Annotated in this window: 13 protein-coding genes and 1 pseudogene; 6 read left to right on the top strand and 8 right to left on the bottom strand. The window is 71.9% G+C overall.

What is annotated here, in order from left to right:
- Positions 1–5 precede the first annotated feature (5 nt).
- Positions 6–1,613 (bottom strand): AMP-binding protein, encoded by a 1,608-nt coding sequence (locus tag JIX56_RS10610; protein WP_257539493.1) that lies wholly within the window; start codon positions 1,611–1,613, stop codon positions 6–8.
- 178 nt (positions 1,614–1,791) lie between these two features.
- Here JIX56_RS10610 and JIX56_RS10605 point away from each other — a divergent pair, with 178 nt between their 5' ends.
- Positions 1,792–2,931 carry an acyl-CoA dehydrogenase family protein gene (locus JIX56_RS10605; protein ID WP_257539492.1) on the top strand — a complete coding sequence of 380 codons (1,140 nt, stop codon included), beginning with the start codon at positions 1,792–1,794 and terminating at the stop codon, positions 2,929–2,931.
- Positions 2,928–3,326: a RidA family protein gene (locus tag JIX56_RS10600; protein ID WP_257539487.1), complete on the top strand. Its 399-nt coding sequence runs from the start codon at positions 2,928–2,930 to the stop codon at positions 3,324–3,326. The genes JIX56_RS10605 and JIX56_RS10600 overlap by 4 nt, the downstream gene beginning before the upstream one ends.
- A 14-nt stretch (positions 3,327–3,340) precedes the next feature.
- Here the strand turns inward: JIX56_RS10600 and JIX56_RS10595 are convergent, their stop codons facing one another.
- Complete coding sequence (locus JIX56_RS10595; protein ID WP_257539485.1) at positions 3,341–3,529, bottom strand: DUF5999 family protein; 189 nt, start codon at positions 3,527–3,529, stop codon at positions 3,341–3,343.
- A gap of 276 nt (positions 3,530–3,805) precedes the next feature.
- Between JIX56_RS10595 and JIX56_RS10590 the strand changes: the two genes are divergently transcribed.
- Positions 3,806–4,237, top strand: coding sequence for a DUF6299 family protein (locus JIX56_RS10590; RefSeq protein ID WP_257539475.1), 432 nt, complete (start codon positions 3,806–3,808; stop codon positions 4,235–4,237).
- 118 nt (positions 4,238–4,355) lie between these two features.
- Here JIX56_RS10590 and JIX56_RS10585 read toward each other — a convergent pair whose 3' ends face one another.
- The 6 genes from JIX56_RS10585 to JIX56_RS10560 all read right to left on the bottom strand — a co-directional run bounded on the left by JIX56_RS10585 (position 4,356) and on the right by JIX56_RS10560 (position 11,952).
- Entirely contained in the window at positions 4,356–5,174 is an 819-nt protein-coding gene (locus JIX56_RS10585) for a carbonic anhydrase (protein WP_257539472.1), read from the bottom strand.
- Between the two features lie 263 nt (positions 5,175–5,437).
- The gene (locus JIX56_RS10580) at positions 5,438–6,121 is read right to left on the bottom strand and encodes a class F sortase (RefSeq protein WP_257539463.1); all 684 of its coding nucleotides are present in this window, start codon (positions 6,119–6,121) and stop codon (positions 5,438–5,440) included.
- A 169-nt stretch (positions 6,122–6,290) separates the two neighbouring features.
- The gene (locus tag JIX56_RS10575) at positions 6,291–6,833 is read right to left on the bottom strand and encodes a hypothetical protein (RefSeq protein ID WP_257539456.1); all 543 of its coding nucleotides are present in this window, start codon (positions 6,831–6,833) and stop codon (positions 6,291–6,293) included.
- A 111-nt stretch (positions 6,834–6,944) separates the two neighbouring features.
- Complete coding sequence (gene meaB, locus JIX56_RS10570) at positions 6,945–7,937, bottom strand: methylmalonyl Co-A mutase-associated GTPase MeaB (protein WP_257539455.1); 993 nt, start codon at positions 7,935–7,937, stop codon at positions 6,945–6,947.
- The gene (scpA, locus tag JIX56_RS10565; protein WP_257539453.1) at positions 7,934–10,144 is read right to left on the bottom strand and encodes a methylmalonyl-CoA mutase; all 2,211 of its coding nucleotides are present in this window, start codon (positions 10,142–10,144) and stop codon (positions 7,934–7,936) included. The genes meaB and scpA overlap by 4 nt, the downstream gene beginning before the upstream one ends.
- Positions 10,144–11,952 (bottom strand): methylmalonyl-CoA mutase subunit beta, encoded by a 1,809-nt coding sequence (locus tag JIX56_RS10560; RefSeq protein WP_257539451.1) that lies wholly within the window; start codon positions 11,950–11,952, stop codon positions 10,144–10,146. The genes scpA and JIX56_RS10560 overlap by 1 nt, the downstream gene beginning before the upstream one ends.
- Positions 11,953–12,087: 135 nt before the next feature.
- On the opposite strand from JIX56_RS10560, the pseudogene JIX56_RS10555 reads away from it, so the two are divergent.
- The 3 genes and pseudogenes from JIX56_RS10555 to JIX56_RS10545 form a co-directional block, all read left to right on the top strand.
- Positions 12,088–12,338: pseudogene (locus JIX56_RS10555) on the top strand (cation:proton antiporter); the annotation flags it as partial.
- Between the two features lie 165 nt (positions 12,339–12,503).
- On the top strand, positions 12,504–13,919 hold the full coding sequence (locus tag JIX56_RS10550; RefSeq protein ID WP_443032032.1) for a serine/threonine-protein kinase: 1,416 nt from the start codon (positions 12,504–12,506) through the stop codon (positions 13,917–13,919).
- Between the two features lie 110 nt (positions 13,920–14,029).
- Positions 14,030–15,715: a dolichyl-phosphate-mannose--protein mannosyltransferase gene (locus tag JIX56_RS10545; protein ID WP_257539447.1), complete on the top strand. Its 1,686-nt coding sequence runs from the start codon at positions 14,030–14,032 to the stop codon at positions 15,713–15,715.
- Positions 15,716–15,720: the final 5 nt, after the last annotated feature.

Here is a 15,720-nt window from a genome sequence, read left to right as displayed (position 1 = left end):
CGGCATCACTGCTGGTCACCTAGGGTGCGCAGCCGGAACCGCTGAAGTTTGCCGGTCGCCGTGCGGGGCAGCGCGTCCAGGAACACGATCTCCTTCGGACATTTGTACGGAGCCAGCTCCGACTTGAGGAACGCGCGCAGCCTTTCGCCGTCCCGGCCGGCGCCCGCTCCGACGACCACATACGCGACGACGACCTGCCCGCGCGCCTCGTCCGGCCGCCCCACCACGGCCGCCTCCACCACGTCCGGATGGCGCAGCAGGGCGTCCTCTACTTCGGGGCCCGCGATGTTGTAACCGGCCGAGACGATCATGTCGTCGGCGCGCGCGACATAGCGGAAATACCCGTCCGGCTCGCGGACATACGTGTCACCCGTGACGTTCCAGCCGCCCCGCACGTACTCCCGCTGCCGCTCGTCCGCCAGATAACGGCACCCCACCGGACCCCGCACCGCGAGCAGCCCCTGCTCCCCGTCGGGCACCGGCACCCCGTCCGCGTCCTGCACGCGCGCGTGCCACCCCGGTACGGGCACCCCCGTCGTCCCCGGCCGGACGGCCTCGTCGGCCGCGGAGATGAAGATGTGCAGCAGCTCGGTCGCGCCGATGCCGTTGATGATCCGCAGCCCGGTCCGCTCGTGCCAGGCCCGCCAGGTCGCCGCGGGCAGGTTCTCGCCCGCCGACACACACCGCCTGAGCGACGAGATGTCGTACCCGTCCGACCCGTTCAGCTCGCCCAGCATCGCCCGGTACGCCGTCGGCGCGGTGAACAGCACCGACACCCCGTGCTCGCCGACCGCCGGGAGCAGCTGCTTCGGCCCCGCCTGTTCGAGCAGCAGGGCGCTGGCGCCGGCCCGCATCGGGAAGACGACGAGACCGCCGAGCCCGAAGGTGAAGCCGAGCGGGGGAGACCCGGCGAACACGTCGTCCGCCCGGGGCCGCAGCACATGCTTCGAGAAGGTGTCCGCGACCGCCAGCAGGTCCCGGTGGAAGTGCAGACACCCCTTGGGCCGCCCGGTCGTACCGGACGTGAACGCGATCAGCGCCACGTCGTCGGCCGCCGTGGCGACCGCCTCGTACGGCCCGTTGGGCGCGGGCAGGCGGAACAGGTCGTCAGGGCCGTCCCCGCCGTACGTGGTGATCCTGAGCCCCGGCACGTCCGCCTTCGCGAGGTCGTCCACGGACCGTATGTCGCACAGCGCGTGCGACACCCGCGCCGGCTCGCAGACCGTCGCCAGTTCGTACGGCCGCTGCTGCGCGAGCACCGTCACCGCGACCGCCCCCGCCTTGAGCACCGCCAGCCAGCACGCGGCCAGCCAGGGCGTGGTGGGCCCGCGCAGCAGGACCCGGTTGCCGGGGACGACGCCGAGGGTGGACGTGAGCGTGTGGGCGATCCGGTCGACCCGGGCGCGGAGTTCGCCGTACGTCCAGGTGTCCCCGGCGGGGGTGCGGAAGACGGGCCGGCCGGGGTCGCCCCCGTCGAGCAGTTCGGCGGCGGCGTTGAGACGGTCCGGGTAGCGCAGCTCGGGAAGGCCGAAGGACAGCTCGGGCCACTGGTCCGGAGGTGGGAGACGGTCCCGGGCGAAGGTGTCGAGATGGGCGGTGACCCTGGAATTCATGACGTTCGCCCCCTGCTGTGGTCCCTGCCGAAGTGGACTCGCATGTGGTGGTGGGCTCGCATGTCGCGGTGGCTCGCACGTCGCGGTGGCCTCGCACAGCGAGCGTATCGCCTTGGTGACGGCAGTCAACAGTTCGCGATAGCCTCGGTAGGGGCCCCATGGGGGAGAAGGGACGGCGATGACCGCATTCTCGCTCGAACCGGCACAACTCGCCTGGCGTGCCGAACTGCGCACCCTGGCCGCCGAACGCCTGCGCCCCTTGGCCGACAAGGGCGAGCCCGGCCACGTCAACCGCCCCCTCGTCGCCGAGCTCGGCCGGCTGGGTCTGCTCTCCCGGCTGTTCACCTCGGGCGCGCTCGACCTCTGTCTGATGCGCGAGTCACTGGCGTACGTCTGCACGGAGGCCGAGACGGCGCTGGCCCTCCAAGGGCTGGGCGCCCATCCGGTCCACGCCCACGGCACCGAGGCACAGCGGGCCCGCTGGCTCCCCCGGGTGAGTGACGGCGACGCGGTCGCGGCCTTCGCGCTCAGCGAGCCGGGGGCCGGCTCGGACGCGGCGGCCCTGTCCCTCCGAGCGGAGCCGGACGGCACCGGACGCTGGCGCCTGACCGGTGAGAAGTGCTGGATCTCCAACGCCCCCGAGGCCGACCTCTACACCGTCTTCGCCCGCACCACCCCCGACGCGGGCGCCCGTGGCGTGACCGCCTTCCTGGTCCCGGCCGACCGCCCCGGCCTCACCGGCACCCCGCTCGACCTGCTCTCCCCGCACCCCATCGGCGCCCTCGACTTCGACGCCGTACCCGTCACGGCGGACGATGTCCTGGGCGCACCCGACCGCGGCTTCCGTGTCGCCATGGCCACCCTCAACCTCTTCCGCCCGAGCGTCGGCGCCTTCGCGGTCGGCATGGCCGAGGCCGCGCTGGACGCCACCCTCGCCCACACCTCCCGGCGCCAGGCGTTCGGCGGCAGGTTGAGGGATCTTCAGACGGTCGCCCACCAGGTCGCCGAGATGGCGATGCGCACGGAGGCGGCCCGGCTCATGGTCTACGCGGCGGCGACGGCGTACGACTTGGGCGACCCGGACGTACCCCGGCGGGCCGCGATGGCGAAGCTGCTGGCCACGGAGACCGCGCAGTACGTCGTCGACGCGGCCGTACAACTGCACGGGGCCAGGGCGCTGCTCCGCGGCCATCTGCTCGAACACCTCTACCGGGAGGTGCGGGCGCCGCGCATCTACGAGGGGGCGAGCGAGGTGCAACGGACGGTCATCGCCAAGGAGTTGTACCAGCGGACCGCGTCACAGGAGAGGTCTTCATGAGCGCCGAGCGGGTGAACCCGGCCGGGCTGTCACCGCCCACCGGCTTCTCGCACGCCGTCGTCGTCACCGGCTCCCGGGTCGTGTTCCTGGCGGGCCAGACCGCGCTCGACGCGGACGGCAAGGTCGTGGGGGAGACACTGGAGGAGCAGTTCGAGCGGGCGCTCGCCAATCTGCTGACCGCGCTGGAGGCCGCCGGCGGCACACCGGCCGACCTCGCCCGCGTCACGGTCTACGCGACGGATGTCGCCGACTACCGTGTCCGCGCGCCTCAACTCGGCCGTGTCTGGCGGAGGTTGGCGGGCCGGGACTATCCCGCGATGGCGGTGATCGGCGTCGTACGGCTCTGGGACGAGCGGGCTGTGGTGGAGCTGGACGGCTTCGCGGTCCTGCCGTAGCCCTCGTGAGAGGGTCAGGCGGCGACGGCGAGACGGCTCGGCGCGACGATGCTGCCGTCGGGCAGGATCTCCCCGGTGTCGTCGAAGACGATCGCCCCGGTGCACAGCAGGTTCCAGCCCTGCTCGGGGTGGAAGGCGACGACGTGCGCGGCGTCGCGGTCGGAGTTGTGGGCCGAGGGGCACAGGGGCTGGTGTGAACACATGGCGCGCCTCCACGTCGTCGTGAGTGCCGGCGGCGAGTCACCGCCTCGCACCACAGACGATGCCCGCGCCCGGAGCTCATCGCCAGACCGTTCCGCGAGACGTGACAGCACCCGGACGTGCTGTGACAGGACGCGGACATAACCCCGGGCGCGCGGGTCGCACCCGGTAGTGAGGACGGCAGAACCGACGCGCCGACGCAGGGGTGATGAGCGCCGGTGCCGGCCGGCCGGCCCGGTACCTCTGGAAGCCCGGCTCAAGGAGGTATTCCGTTGTCCATGTCCCGCGTTCCCCGGATCGCCGGCGCGGCCGTCGGCGCCGCGCTGCTGCTGTTCTCCGCCGCCCCGTCCGCCGGTGCCACGAGCGGGTCGTTCGAGACGGTGACGATCGACCCCACCGGGTATGTCGCCCCGGACGGCACCCTCAGACTCTCCGGCACCTACCGCTGTCTCGGCGGCGACGGCCCCGTCTTCGTCTCGTCCTCGCTCGCGCAGGGCGACAGCAGGGTCCGCAGGGGAGTCGGCGGCACGTCGGCCGTCTGCGACGGCGCCGACCACACCTGGACCAACACCGACAAGGCGGAGCCCGGCCGCTACCGGCCGGGTCCGGCCCGGGTCGAGGCCACCGTCACGGAGCTGTCCGGCAGTGGCCTGCCGCTGCCCAGGTTCCACGCGGTGAAGCAGCAGGACATCACCCTCGTCGAGGGCTGAGACCGAGGCTGAGACCGAGGCCGAGTGGAGAGGCCGGGCGCGGCCCGGGCCGAGACGGCGCGAAGGCGGCCCCGGTGCCTTGTGTCCACCGGGGCCGCCTTCCCCTTTCCAGGGCCTCTTACTTGAGCAGGTGCACGCGCTGGGTCGTCAGGTCGTAGCGGGCGCCGACGATGGCCACCTTGCCCGCCTTCACCTTGGCGGCGAGGTCCGGCTCGGCGTCGAGCCTGGAGCGCACCATGCGGACGTTCGCGTCGATGGTCGCCGCGATCCGGGCGTCACCCTCCACGCTGTGGTCGATGGCCGGGGCGATCTCGTCGGCGATGTACTGGATGTGGGCCGGAAGTTCCTCACCGGTCTGGTCCGCCGCGACCGCCGCCTTCACGGCACCGCAGGACTGGTGGCCGAGCACCATGACCAGCGGGATGTCCAGCTCCAGGACGCCGTACGCGACGCTGCCGAGCACCGCCTCGTCCAGCACCTCGCCCGCGCTGCGCACGGTCATCAGGTCGCCGAGGCCCTGGTCGAAGACCAGCTCCGGGGGGACACGGGAGTCGATGCAGCCGAGGATCAGGGCGAAGGGGTGCTGACTGGTCGTCAGGGTCCTGCGCACCACGGCGTCCTCGTCGGGGTGCTGCTGGTGGAGTTCCCGCCAGCGGCGGTTGCCCTTCGACAGCTCCGTCAGCGCCTCTTCGGGCGTACTCGGCCGCGTGCGGGTGGCGGCGGAGGGCGTGGGGGTGGAGCGGTTGGAGCGGGAGACGGGCTCGGCGTCGGCCGGGAAGGCGCCGATGGCGAGGCCGCCGCCGAGGACCGCGGAGCCGGCCAGCGCGGCGCGCAGGAGCGAGCGCCGGCCGCGCGGCTTCACGTGGGATATCGGGGCGTCGGCGGAGTCGGTCGCCTCGGCGCCGTCGCCTCTGTTGGATGCTGCGTCGGAGTTCACGGACAGGAACGTACGTCCGGCCTAAACGCTCAAACGTTCAAGTTGCGGAATCATGGACGAGCGTTGATCAATCATGGCCGACCCTTGAATCGTTCTTGGCCACTTGAAGGACGGCTTTTGGTCAGCCGGTCGCTCGTTGTTCGCTTCACGGGCTGGGAGCGCTCCCTGTCCCCGTACTCACGCTCACGCTGAACGAAGTGCGGGGCCGGACGGCTGGGCGCGGGTGACGCGCTGCCGTCCGGACCCCGGGTACTCCCGCGTCCTCACGTCAGATGCGCGAAGACCACCAGGTTCTCCGTGTAGTCCTTGGCCGTACGGTCGTAGTCGCCCGCACACGTGATCAGCCGCACCTCGGGCCTGGGCGCGTCGGCGTACACCCGCCTGTCGGGGAAGTTGTCCTTCTCGAACGTCTCCGCGCCGTCGACCACGAACGTCGCCCTGCTGCGGTCGGCGCGTACGACGTGGAAGACATCCCCCTCCTTCAGCTCGCTGAGCCCCGCGAAGACGGCAGGGGAGGTCGCCGTGTCGACGTGCCCGGCGATGATCGAGGTGCCCGGCTCCCCGGGGGCGGCGCCCTCGGCGTGCCAGCCGACCAGGTTGACGTCGTCGGCGGGCGGGGCTTCGAGCTGTCCGGAGCGGTCGATGGCGAGAGGGACGAACGGGGCGCTCACCCGGATCTTGGGGATGAGCAGACGGATCGGCCTGGACCGGGGCCGACGCCGCTCCTCGGGGCGTTTCGCGGGGGCGGCCGACTCGGAGGCGAGGGTGGCCTGCGGGGCGTGCCGGGCGTTCGGCGGAGGGGGGGCGTCGGACGTGGAGTCCTCGCCGCCGAACAGACTCACCGCCAGGAGCAGGAGGGCCACGGCACACAACACGGTCAGATTGACGCGGGTGCCATGGTGGGTCGGCACCGGATCGGTGCCGGGGGGAGAGGGATGGGCTGCCATCGGACACCACCTCACTAGGCACGGCAGCTGGACGGACGGGCGGAAGGGGCGGAGGGCGGGCGGAGAGCCGGCCGGCCGGAGGGGCCTGCGGAACGCCGGCCGGGCCGCCACACGACACAGGGTGTGGCGGCCCGGCCGCTATCGCGCCAGGTATGCCGCCTGACATGGCTCAGGCCATGCTTCCGGCGGTCTTCTTGCGCCGCAGGGCGTACATGCCCGTACCGGCCACCGCGAGGACGGCCATACCGCCCGCGGTCGCCGCCGGTGAGGCGAGCGCGCCGCCACCGGTGTGCATACCGCCGCGGGGCTTGTCGTGGTCGCCCTTCCAGGACTCCGTGGCGTTCTCGTCCTTCCAGGAGCCCTTGTCGTGGTCGCCCTTCCACGACTCCTTGTCGCCCTCGTCCTTCCAGGACTCCTTGTCCTGGCCGCCGTCCCACGACTCCTTCGTGGACTCGGCCCCCTTGTAGCCGTCCGACTGCTTGGCGGACCGCTCGGAGCCCCACTCCTCCTCGTTGTGCAGCGACGTCAGCGCACCGCCACCCGTGTGAACACCGCCACGCGGTCCGTCGTGCCTGCTGTCCTTGTCGTGTTCCTTGCTGTAGCCATGGTCCTCGTGCTCCCACTTGTCACCGTCGGCGTAGGCGCCTGGTGCGGTGATGGCGAGGACGGCGGTGGCCGCCGCGGTCGCCAGAAGCATGCGAGCAGAACGCATCTGATGGTCCTTCCGCCACAGCCGGGCAGCTGGTGCTTCATCAGCTGACGTGACCCGGCTCCGACGTGATCCACCGTCAGCCGGATCCCGTTCCGCCACCACTCGGGGCGCTCAGCCGGGTGAACGTACCCCAGTCCCGAAGGCCTCCAGGATGCGTTCGGCGGCCAGCGTGGCCGTCAGCTCGCCGTCCCGGACCTGTTGTTCCAGGGCGGGCGCGAGGGACCGTACGCCGGGATGGGTGCGCAGCCGGCCGAGGAGTTCGTCGCGGACCATGGACCAGGTCCAGTCGACCTGCTGGTCGCGGCGCTTGGCGGCGAGGCGGCCGGTGGAGTCGAGGAGGGCGCGGTGCTGTTCCAGGCGCTCCCAGACGGTGTCGAGGCCGGTGGACTCGCGGGCGCTGCAGCTCAGCACCGGCGGCGTCCAGACCGGGTCCTTGCCGTGCATCAGCCGCAGGGCGCCCGCCAGCTCACGGGCGGCCGTGCGGGCGTCGTGCTCGTGCGGGCCGTCCGCCTTGTTCACGGCGAGGACGTCGGCCAGCTCCAGGACGCCCTTCTTGATGCCCTGGAGCTGGTCGCCGGTGCGGGCGAGCGTGAGGAGGAGGAAGGAGTCGACCATGTTGGCGACGGCCGTCTCGGACTGGCCGACGCCGACCGTTTCCACCAGCACGACGTCGTAGCCGGCCGCCTCCATCACCACGATCGACTCGCGGGTGGCCTGGGCGACCCCGCCGAGCGTGCCGGCCGTGGGGGAGGGCCGTACGAAGGCCGCCGGGTCGACGGCCAGGCGCTCCATACGGGTCTTGTCGCCGAGGATCGAGCCGCCCGTACGGCTCGACGACGGGTCCACCGCCAGCACTGCCACCCGGTGCCCGAGCGAGGTCAGCATCGTGCCGAACGCGTCGATGAACGTCGACTTGCCGACGCCCGGCACCCCGCTCACCCCGATCCGCCGGGCCCGGCCGCTGTGCGGCAGCAGCGCGGTCAGCAACTCCTGGGCCAGTGCCCGGTGCTGGGCCCGGGTGGACTCGACGAGGGTGATGGCGCGCGCGATGATCGCCCGCTTCCCGTCGAGCACACCCTTCACATAGGCGTCGACATCGATCACAGGCCGGACCCGAGGTCGCCCGACGGCCGCTCCACCGGGTCGTGCCCGAGGTCGGCCGACAACCGCTGCACCAGATCGTGGGCCGCGTCCGGAATCACCGTCCCGGGCGGGAACACGGCCGCCGCACCCATCTCCAGGAGCGTGGGCACGTCCTGCGGCGGGATGACCCCACCGACCACGATCATGATGTCCCCGCGCCCCTCCTCGGCCAGCTGCTCCTTCAGCGCCGGTACGAGGGTGAGGTGCCCGGCGGCCAGCGAGGAGACCCCGACGATGTGCACGTCCGCCTCGACGGCCTGGCGGGCCACCTCGGCCGGGGTCTGGAACAGCGGGCCGACGTCCACGTCGAAGCCGAGGTCGGCGAAGGCGGTGGCGATCACCTTCTGGCCCCGGTCGTGGCCGTCCTGGCCCATCTTGGCGACGAGGATGCGCGGCCGACGGCCCTCGCCCTCCTGGAAGGCGTCGACCAGCGCGCGGGTGCGGTCCACGGACGGGGACTCGCCTGCTTCGTTGCGGTACACGCCGGAGATCGTACGGATCTGGCTCGCGTGCCGGCCGTACACCTTCTCCAGGGCGTCGGAGATCTCGCCGACGGTGGCCTTGGCGCGGGCCGCGATCACGGCCAGCTCCAGCAGGTTGCCCTCACCGCCGGCGGCCCGGGTGAGCGCGTCCAGCGAGTCCTGGCACGCCTGCTCGTCGCGCTCCGCGCGCAGTCGGCGGAGCTTCTCGATCTGCTGGGTGCGGACCGAGGAGTTGTCGACCTTGAGGACGTCGATCTCCTCGTCGGTCTCCACCCGGTACTTGTTGACGCCGATGACCGGCTGCCGCCCGGAGTCGATGCGGGCCTGCGTGCGGGCCGCGGCCTCCTCGATGCGCAGCTTGGGGATGCCCGCGTCGATGGCCTTGGCCATGCCGCCCGCCTGCTCGACCTCCTGGATGTGCTGCCAGGCGCGGCGGGCGAGGTCGTACGTGAGCTTCTCGACGTAGGCGCTGCCGCCCCACGGGTCGATGACCCGGGTCGTGCCGGACTCCTGCTGGATGAGGAGCTGGGTGTTGCGGGCGATGCGTGCGGAGAAGTCCGTCGGCAGGGCGAGGGCCTCGTCGAGGGCGTTGGTGTGCAGCGACTGGGTGTGGCCCTGGGTGGCCGCCATCGCCTCCACGCAGGTGCGCGTGACGTTGTTGAAGACGTCCTGCGCGGTCAGGGACCAGCCCGAGGTCTGCGAATGGGTGCGCAGGGACAGGGACTTGGAGTTCTGCGGGTCGAACTGCCTCACCAGCTTCGCCCACAGCAGGCGGGCCGCCCGCAGCTTGGCGACCTCCATGAAGAAGTTCATGCCGATCGCCCAGAAGAACGACAGCCGGGGCGCGAACGCGTCCACGTCCAGGCCCGCCTCACGGCCCGCCCGGATGTACTCCACCCCGTCCGCGAGCGTGTACGCCAGCTCCAGATCGGCCGTCGCGCCCGCCTCCTGGATGTGATAGCCGGAGATCGAGATGGAGTTGTAGCGGGGCATGCGCTGCGAGGTGAAGGCGAAGATGTCGGAGATGATCCGCATCGACGGCTTCGGCGGATAGATGTAGGTGTTGCGGACCATGAACTCCTTGAGGATGTCGTTCTGGATGGTCCCCGCCAGCTTTTCCGCCGGCACACCCTGCTCCTCGGCCGCCACGATGTACAGCGCGAGCACGGGCAGCACGGCGCCGTTCATCGTCATCGACACGGTCATCCTGTCCAGCGGGATGCCGTCGAAGAGCTGCCGCATGTCGAGGATCGAGTCGATGGCCACGCCCGCCATGCCGACGTCACCGGTCACGCGCGGGTGGTCGCTGTCGTAGCCCCGGTGCGTGGGCAGGTCGAAGGCGACGGACAGACCCTTCTGGCCGGCCGCCAGATTGCGCCGGTAGAAGGCGTTGGACTCCTCGGCCGTGGAGAAGCCCGCGTACTGGCGGATCGTCCAGGGCTGGTTGACGTACATCGTCGGGTACGGGCCGCGCAGATACGGGGCCATGCCCGGGTAGGTGCCCAGGAAGTCCAGGCCCTCCAGGTCCTGCCCGGTGTACAGCGGCTTGACCGGGATGCCCTCCGGGGTCTCCCACAGCGGGTCGTCACCGCCGGCCGCCGTCTTGACCGCCGTACGCCACTCGTCGGCGCCGCCGTCGACGGACGGGGAACCCAGCTCGATCCCGGAGAAGTCGGGGATTCCCATCAGGACACTCCCATGCGGTCGAGGGTGGCGGTCAGAACGGCCACGGCGTCGCAGCCCGCGAAGACGTACGCGTCGACGTCGGTGTACTGCCCGGGCCGACCGGCGAGGAACACATGCGAGGCACCGGCTGCCTTGAGCTCGGCGGCCACGGTCGCGGCCCGCTCCTCGTAGAGGGCGTCGCTGGAGCACAGGCACACCTCCGACGTGCCGCTCTCCTCGAACGTTCCCTCGGTGACCGGTTCGATGCCGCCCGCCTGGAAGAGGTTGGCGGCGAAGGTCGTCCGGGCGGTGTGGGCGGCGGCGGGGCCGAGTGCGGCCAGGTAGACGCGGGGCCGGGAGCCCGTCGCGGCGAGGTGGGCGTCGGAGCGGGCGCGCAGCGCCTCGTACGTCTCGTCGCGGCTGACGCGGGGGAGACCGCCGGACGGCGGCTCGGGCGCGGGCCGGCGGACGACCGGCTTCTCGGCCAGGTGCGGGAACTCGCTGACGCCGGTGACCGGTTCGCGCCGCTTGGCGAGCCTGCCGGTGCGTGCCTCCCAGGTGTCGGCGAGGTCCTGGCCGAGGTTGCCCGACCGCAGCGCGGCCGCCTGGCCGCCCTGTCCCTCGATCCGCTGGAAGAACTCCCAGCCCGCCTGGGCGAGTTCGTCGGTGAGCCGTTCCACGTACCAGGAGCCGCCCGCCGGGTCGATCACCCGGGCGAGGTGGGACTCCTCGATGAGGATCGTGGAGGTGTTGCGGGCGATGCGCCGGGCGAACGCGTCCGGAAGTCCGAGCGTGTGGTCGAAGGGCAGCACGGTGACGGAGTCGGCGCCGCCCGCGCCGGCGGCCAGCGTGGCGATGGTCGTGCGCAGCATGTTCACCCACGGGTCGCGGCGCGTCATCATCACCGGCGAGGTCACCGCGTGCTGTGTCTGCGCCCCGGCGGCGGGCGCCCCGCACACCTCGGCCACCCGGGCCCAGAGCCGGCGCGCGGCCCGCAGCTTGGCGATCGTCAGGAACTGGTCGGCGGTCGCCGCGTACCGGAACTCCAGCTGTCCACAGGCCTGTTCGACGCCGAGCCCGGCCTCGGTCAGCTCCCGCAGACAGGCGACGCCGGTCGCGAGGGAGGCGCCCAGTTCCTGCGCGGCCGAGCCGCCGGCCTCGTGATACGGCAGGGCGTCCACGGTCAGCGCCCGCAGTCCCGGGTACTCCTCGGCGCACAGCCGCGCGAGGTCGACGACCGGTGCGAAGTCGTACGTCTGTCCGGTACGGGCCTCGTGGCCGAGGGGGTCCGCGCCCAGGTTGCCGCGCGCCGCCTCCTTGGCGACGCCCCGCTCCGCGTACAGCCGCAGCAACGCCCGCGCGGCGGGCTCGACCTCGGCGCCCGCGTCCAGGACGACCGGCGCGAGATCGAGGTGGACGCCGTCGAGGACCCGGCCGAGCGACGACACCGGCAGGCCGGCCTCGCCGAGCACCAGCCACAGGGAGGTGACGCCGTTCTCCAGGTCCGCGAGCACGGCCTCGCCGTCCGCCGCCGTGTGGCGCTGGCGTACGTCCCAGCCGCCGGCGGTGTTGCCCTCGGCCCGGCCTCCTCGTACGAAGGGCGCGAATCCGGGGAAGCCGGAAGGGGGCGCGGTGTCGTGCGCGGTGTAGAGAGGACGGGTGCGCAGCCCGTCCTCCAGCGCGGTGGACAGGGCTTCCTCGGCCTGAGCACCCTCGACGTCCTTGCCCGATTTGCGCAGCACGCCCGCAACTAGGCGCTGCCACTGCTCATGGGACGCGTCAGGGAACTCGGCGGCCAGCTCAAGCCCGTCGTCAGGCAGGACCGTCATGCTCGGATGCTAGGCCAGAGGCGCAAAGGAGCAGCAGAGGGCACGGCTGTGACCTTGCCCTCCCTGAGGCGACCTTGAAGCGGGGCGGGTACACGTACTAGGTGTGCTGACCGGTCAGGTCGAGGACAGACGCCCGTGCACGACACCACCGCCATGCTCATCGAACTCGGGGCGATCATCCTCTCGCCTTCGGGCACGGCGGCATCCTGCCCCTCCAGGCCAGCGAGGAGTTCGTCGCCACCGGCGCCGCGAGGGCACTGCTGCTCGGCTGGGGCCCGGTCGCCGCCGTCGCCCTGGCCGGCGTCACCTGGATCTCCTCTTCCGGCGTCATCGCCGAGGTCCTCAGCGACCTGCGCCGCCTCGGCAACCGCGAGACCCCGGTCGTCTGATGCCGGTCCCTTCGGCCGCGGCCGTGGTGATCACGGACACCGGTAGGCTGTGATCGCCGCGGCACCCTCACCCCCTCCGTATGACAGCGGTGAGCCCTGCCCGAGCGGCGAGTCCTGATCTGCGGCCGTCGAGTCGTCATGGAACTTGAGGAAGACACACACGTGTTGATAGCGGGCCGATACCGGCTGGACGTCTCGATCGGGCGGGGCGCGATGGGGGAGGTCTGGCGGGCGTACGACGAGACGCTGGGCCGGGCCGTGGCCGTGAAGCTTCTGCTGGCGCAGGAGTCCGACCCCACCGCCGTCTCCCGCTTCCGCCTGGAGGCACAGACCGCCGGCCGGCTCAACCACCCCCATGTGGTGGGGGTCCTGGACTTCGGGGAGTACGCGGACCGGCTGTTCCTGGTGATGGAGCTGGTGGAGGGCGACAGCCTCGCCCATCTCCTCTCCACCACAGGGGCGTTGCCCGCCCGGCAGGTCGCCCGCCTCGCCGCCCAGGCCGCGGCCGGGCTCGCCGCCGCCCATCAACAGGGCATCGTGCACCGGGACATCAAGCCCGCGAACCTGCTCCTGGACGCCGACGGCGCCCTCAAGATCGGCGACTTCGGTATCGCCCGCTTCCTCGACGACCCGGCCGGCGCGCTCACCGCCACCGGGCAGATCGTCGGCACCAGCCTCTACCTCGCCCCCGAACGCGCCCTCGGCCGGACCACCGGACCGCCCTCCGACATGTACTCCCTGGGCTGCGTGCTCTACCAACTCCTCACCGGCAGACCGCCGTTCCACGCCGACACCGCGATCGCGATCCTCCACCAGCACCTCGACGCGCCGCCCGTGCCCCCGGGTGAGCTCGGCGTCCACCTGCCGCCCGCCTTCGACAACTACCTGATGGGCCTGCTCGCCAAGGAGCCCGAGGACCGGCCCACCGCCCGGCAGGCGGCCCAGTGGTTCGCCACCGGCGCCTGGCAGGGCCACCCCGAGCCGCTGCCCGCCACCACACCGACCGCCGGGCAGCGGACCGTGCCCCCGAGCAACGGTCGGACCGTGCCCCCGAGCAACGGTCGGACCGTGCCCCCGAGGAACGATCCGGCACCGAGACCCGGGCCCGGTCAGCTCCGCCCGACTGGTGAAGCCGGACCCGCGACCACGTACATGCTGCCGTCCGCCTCCGCGCGTACGGGAAGCCGTTCGCGCCGCGTCGCCCGGCAACGGCCGGACGCGCGCCCCCTCGCCTCACGTCGGACCGTCCTGGTGGGTGCCGTCGTCGCGACGGTGATCTTCCTCATGGCCCTGCTCGTCGGCAGGGCGTGGTTCGCGCCGGACGACAGCGAGGCGGAAACGTCACGGACGTCGAACTCCGATCCGTCATCGGCCTCGTCGCCGACGGCGTCTGCGGCATCCACGGCGTCTGCGGCATCCACGGCACCGACGGCATCCACGGCACCGACAGCATCCACGCCACGCACCTCCGCTCCGTCGGGCGGGACGAGCACGTCTCCGATTCCCCTTCCCCCCAACTCCGCTCTCCCGGACGGCGAGGACGGCGAGGAGGGCGAGGAGGACGAAGAAGACGGCTGAGCGGATCTTTCCCGGTTGTGACGACAACCCTTCGGGCTGTGCGTCCGTCTCCTTTGTGACCGAAGCAAGGCCGGTGGCGGCGGCAGGATGCCGGAAAGCGAGCGACAGCGTTGACCCTGCGGCCGACGACGCCCAGCGACTGGAGTGAACGACTGCGCGTGTTCGGGTACGCGGGACGCCCCCGGACCGACATCCGCGATCGGCTCGTTCCGCCCTTCCCGGAGCCGGGGACCCGCCCGTGGGAACTCATGGGCCTCGGCCCGTTACCGGCGTACCGCGTCGCGAGGGCGATGGGCCGGCTGGGGCCGGTGATCGTCGCCGTCCTGGCCGGAGCGATCCGCTTCTGGCACCTCGGGCAGCCGCGGGCCGTCATCTTCGACGAGACCTACTACGCCAAGGACGCCTGGTCCTTGCTGCGGCTCGGTTACGAGGGCACCTGGCCCGACCGCAAGATCGCCGACCCGCAGATCCTGGCCGACCCCCAGGTGATCTCGCTCTCCGACACCCCGTCCTTCGTCGCGCACCCGCCGACGGGCAAGTGGGTGATCGCCCTCGGCGAATGGATGTTCGGCCTCAACCCGCTCGGCTGGCGCTTCATGACGGCGGTCCTCGGCACGCTGTCGGTGCTGATGCTGTGCCGCATAGGACGCCGGCTGTTCCGGTCGACGCTGCTGGGCTGCCTGGCCGGCGCGCTGATGGCGGTGGACGGCCTGCACTACGTGATGAGCCGCGCCGCTCTTCTCGACCTCGTCGTCATGTTCTTCGTCCTGGCGGCCTTCGGCTGTCTGCTGATCGACCGGGACCGCGCGCGGTCCCGGCTCGCGGCGGCCCTGCCGGTGGACGGGGACGGTCACGCCCGCCCGGACCGGGACACCGGCGAACGCGCCGGAACGGGACTGCGCCCGTGGCGGCTCGGGGCCGGCCTCTTCCTGGGGCTGGCGGCCTCGACCAAGTGGAACGGCCTGTATTTCCTGGTCTTCTTCCTCATCCTGACCGTCCTGTGGGACGTCGCCGCCCGCCGCGTCGCGGGAGCACGCCACCCGTACCGCGCGGTGCTGCGCAAGGACCTCGGCGGCTCGGTGCTGTCCCTCGTACCGGTCGCCGTCGTGACCTATCTGGCGACGTGGACCGGCTGGTTCCTGTCCGACGACGGTTACGGGCGGCACTGGGCGGACGGCCGCGGCGGCCCCTGGTCGTGGATCCCGGCCCCGCTGCGCAGCCTGTGGCACTACGAGCACGGGGTCTACCAGTTCAACGTGGGACTGGACGCCTTCCACAAGTACGAGTCCAACCCCTGGAGTTGGCTGGTCCTCGGCCGTCCCGTGCTGTTCTCCTACGAGTCGCCCGAACCCGGGGAGGAGGGCTGCCACGCGGTGTCCGGCTGCTCGCAGGCGGTCCTCGCGCTGGGCACGCCCGTGTTGTGGTGGTCGGGGTGCTGCGCCCTCGTCTATCTGCTCTTCCGGTGGGCGCTGCGCCGCGACTGGCGTGCGGGCGCCGTCCTGTGTGCCGTGGGCGCCGGTTATCTCCCCTGGTTCCTGTACCAGGACCGCACGACCTTCTCCTTCTACGCCGTCGTCTTCGTGCCGTACCTGTGCCTGGCCGTGGCGATGATGCTGGGCGCGCTGCTGGGTCCGCCGGGCATGAGTGACGCGCGCCGTGCCAGGGGCGCGGTGGCGGTGGGCACGCTCGTCCTGCTGATCGCATGGAACTTCATCTACTTCTTCCCGATCTACACGGGTCTCACGATCCCGTATCCGAGCTGGCACACCCGCATGTGGCTCGACACCTGGATCTGAGCTGG

The sequence above is a fragment of the Streptomyces sp. CA-210063 genome (genome assembly GCF_024612015.1).
Lineage (GTDB): Bacteria > Actinomycetota > Actinomycetes > Streptomycetales > Streptomycetaceae > Streptomyces.
Note: the sequence above shows the minus strand (reverse complement) of the source record. Positions and strands in the feature narration are given on the sequence as shown.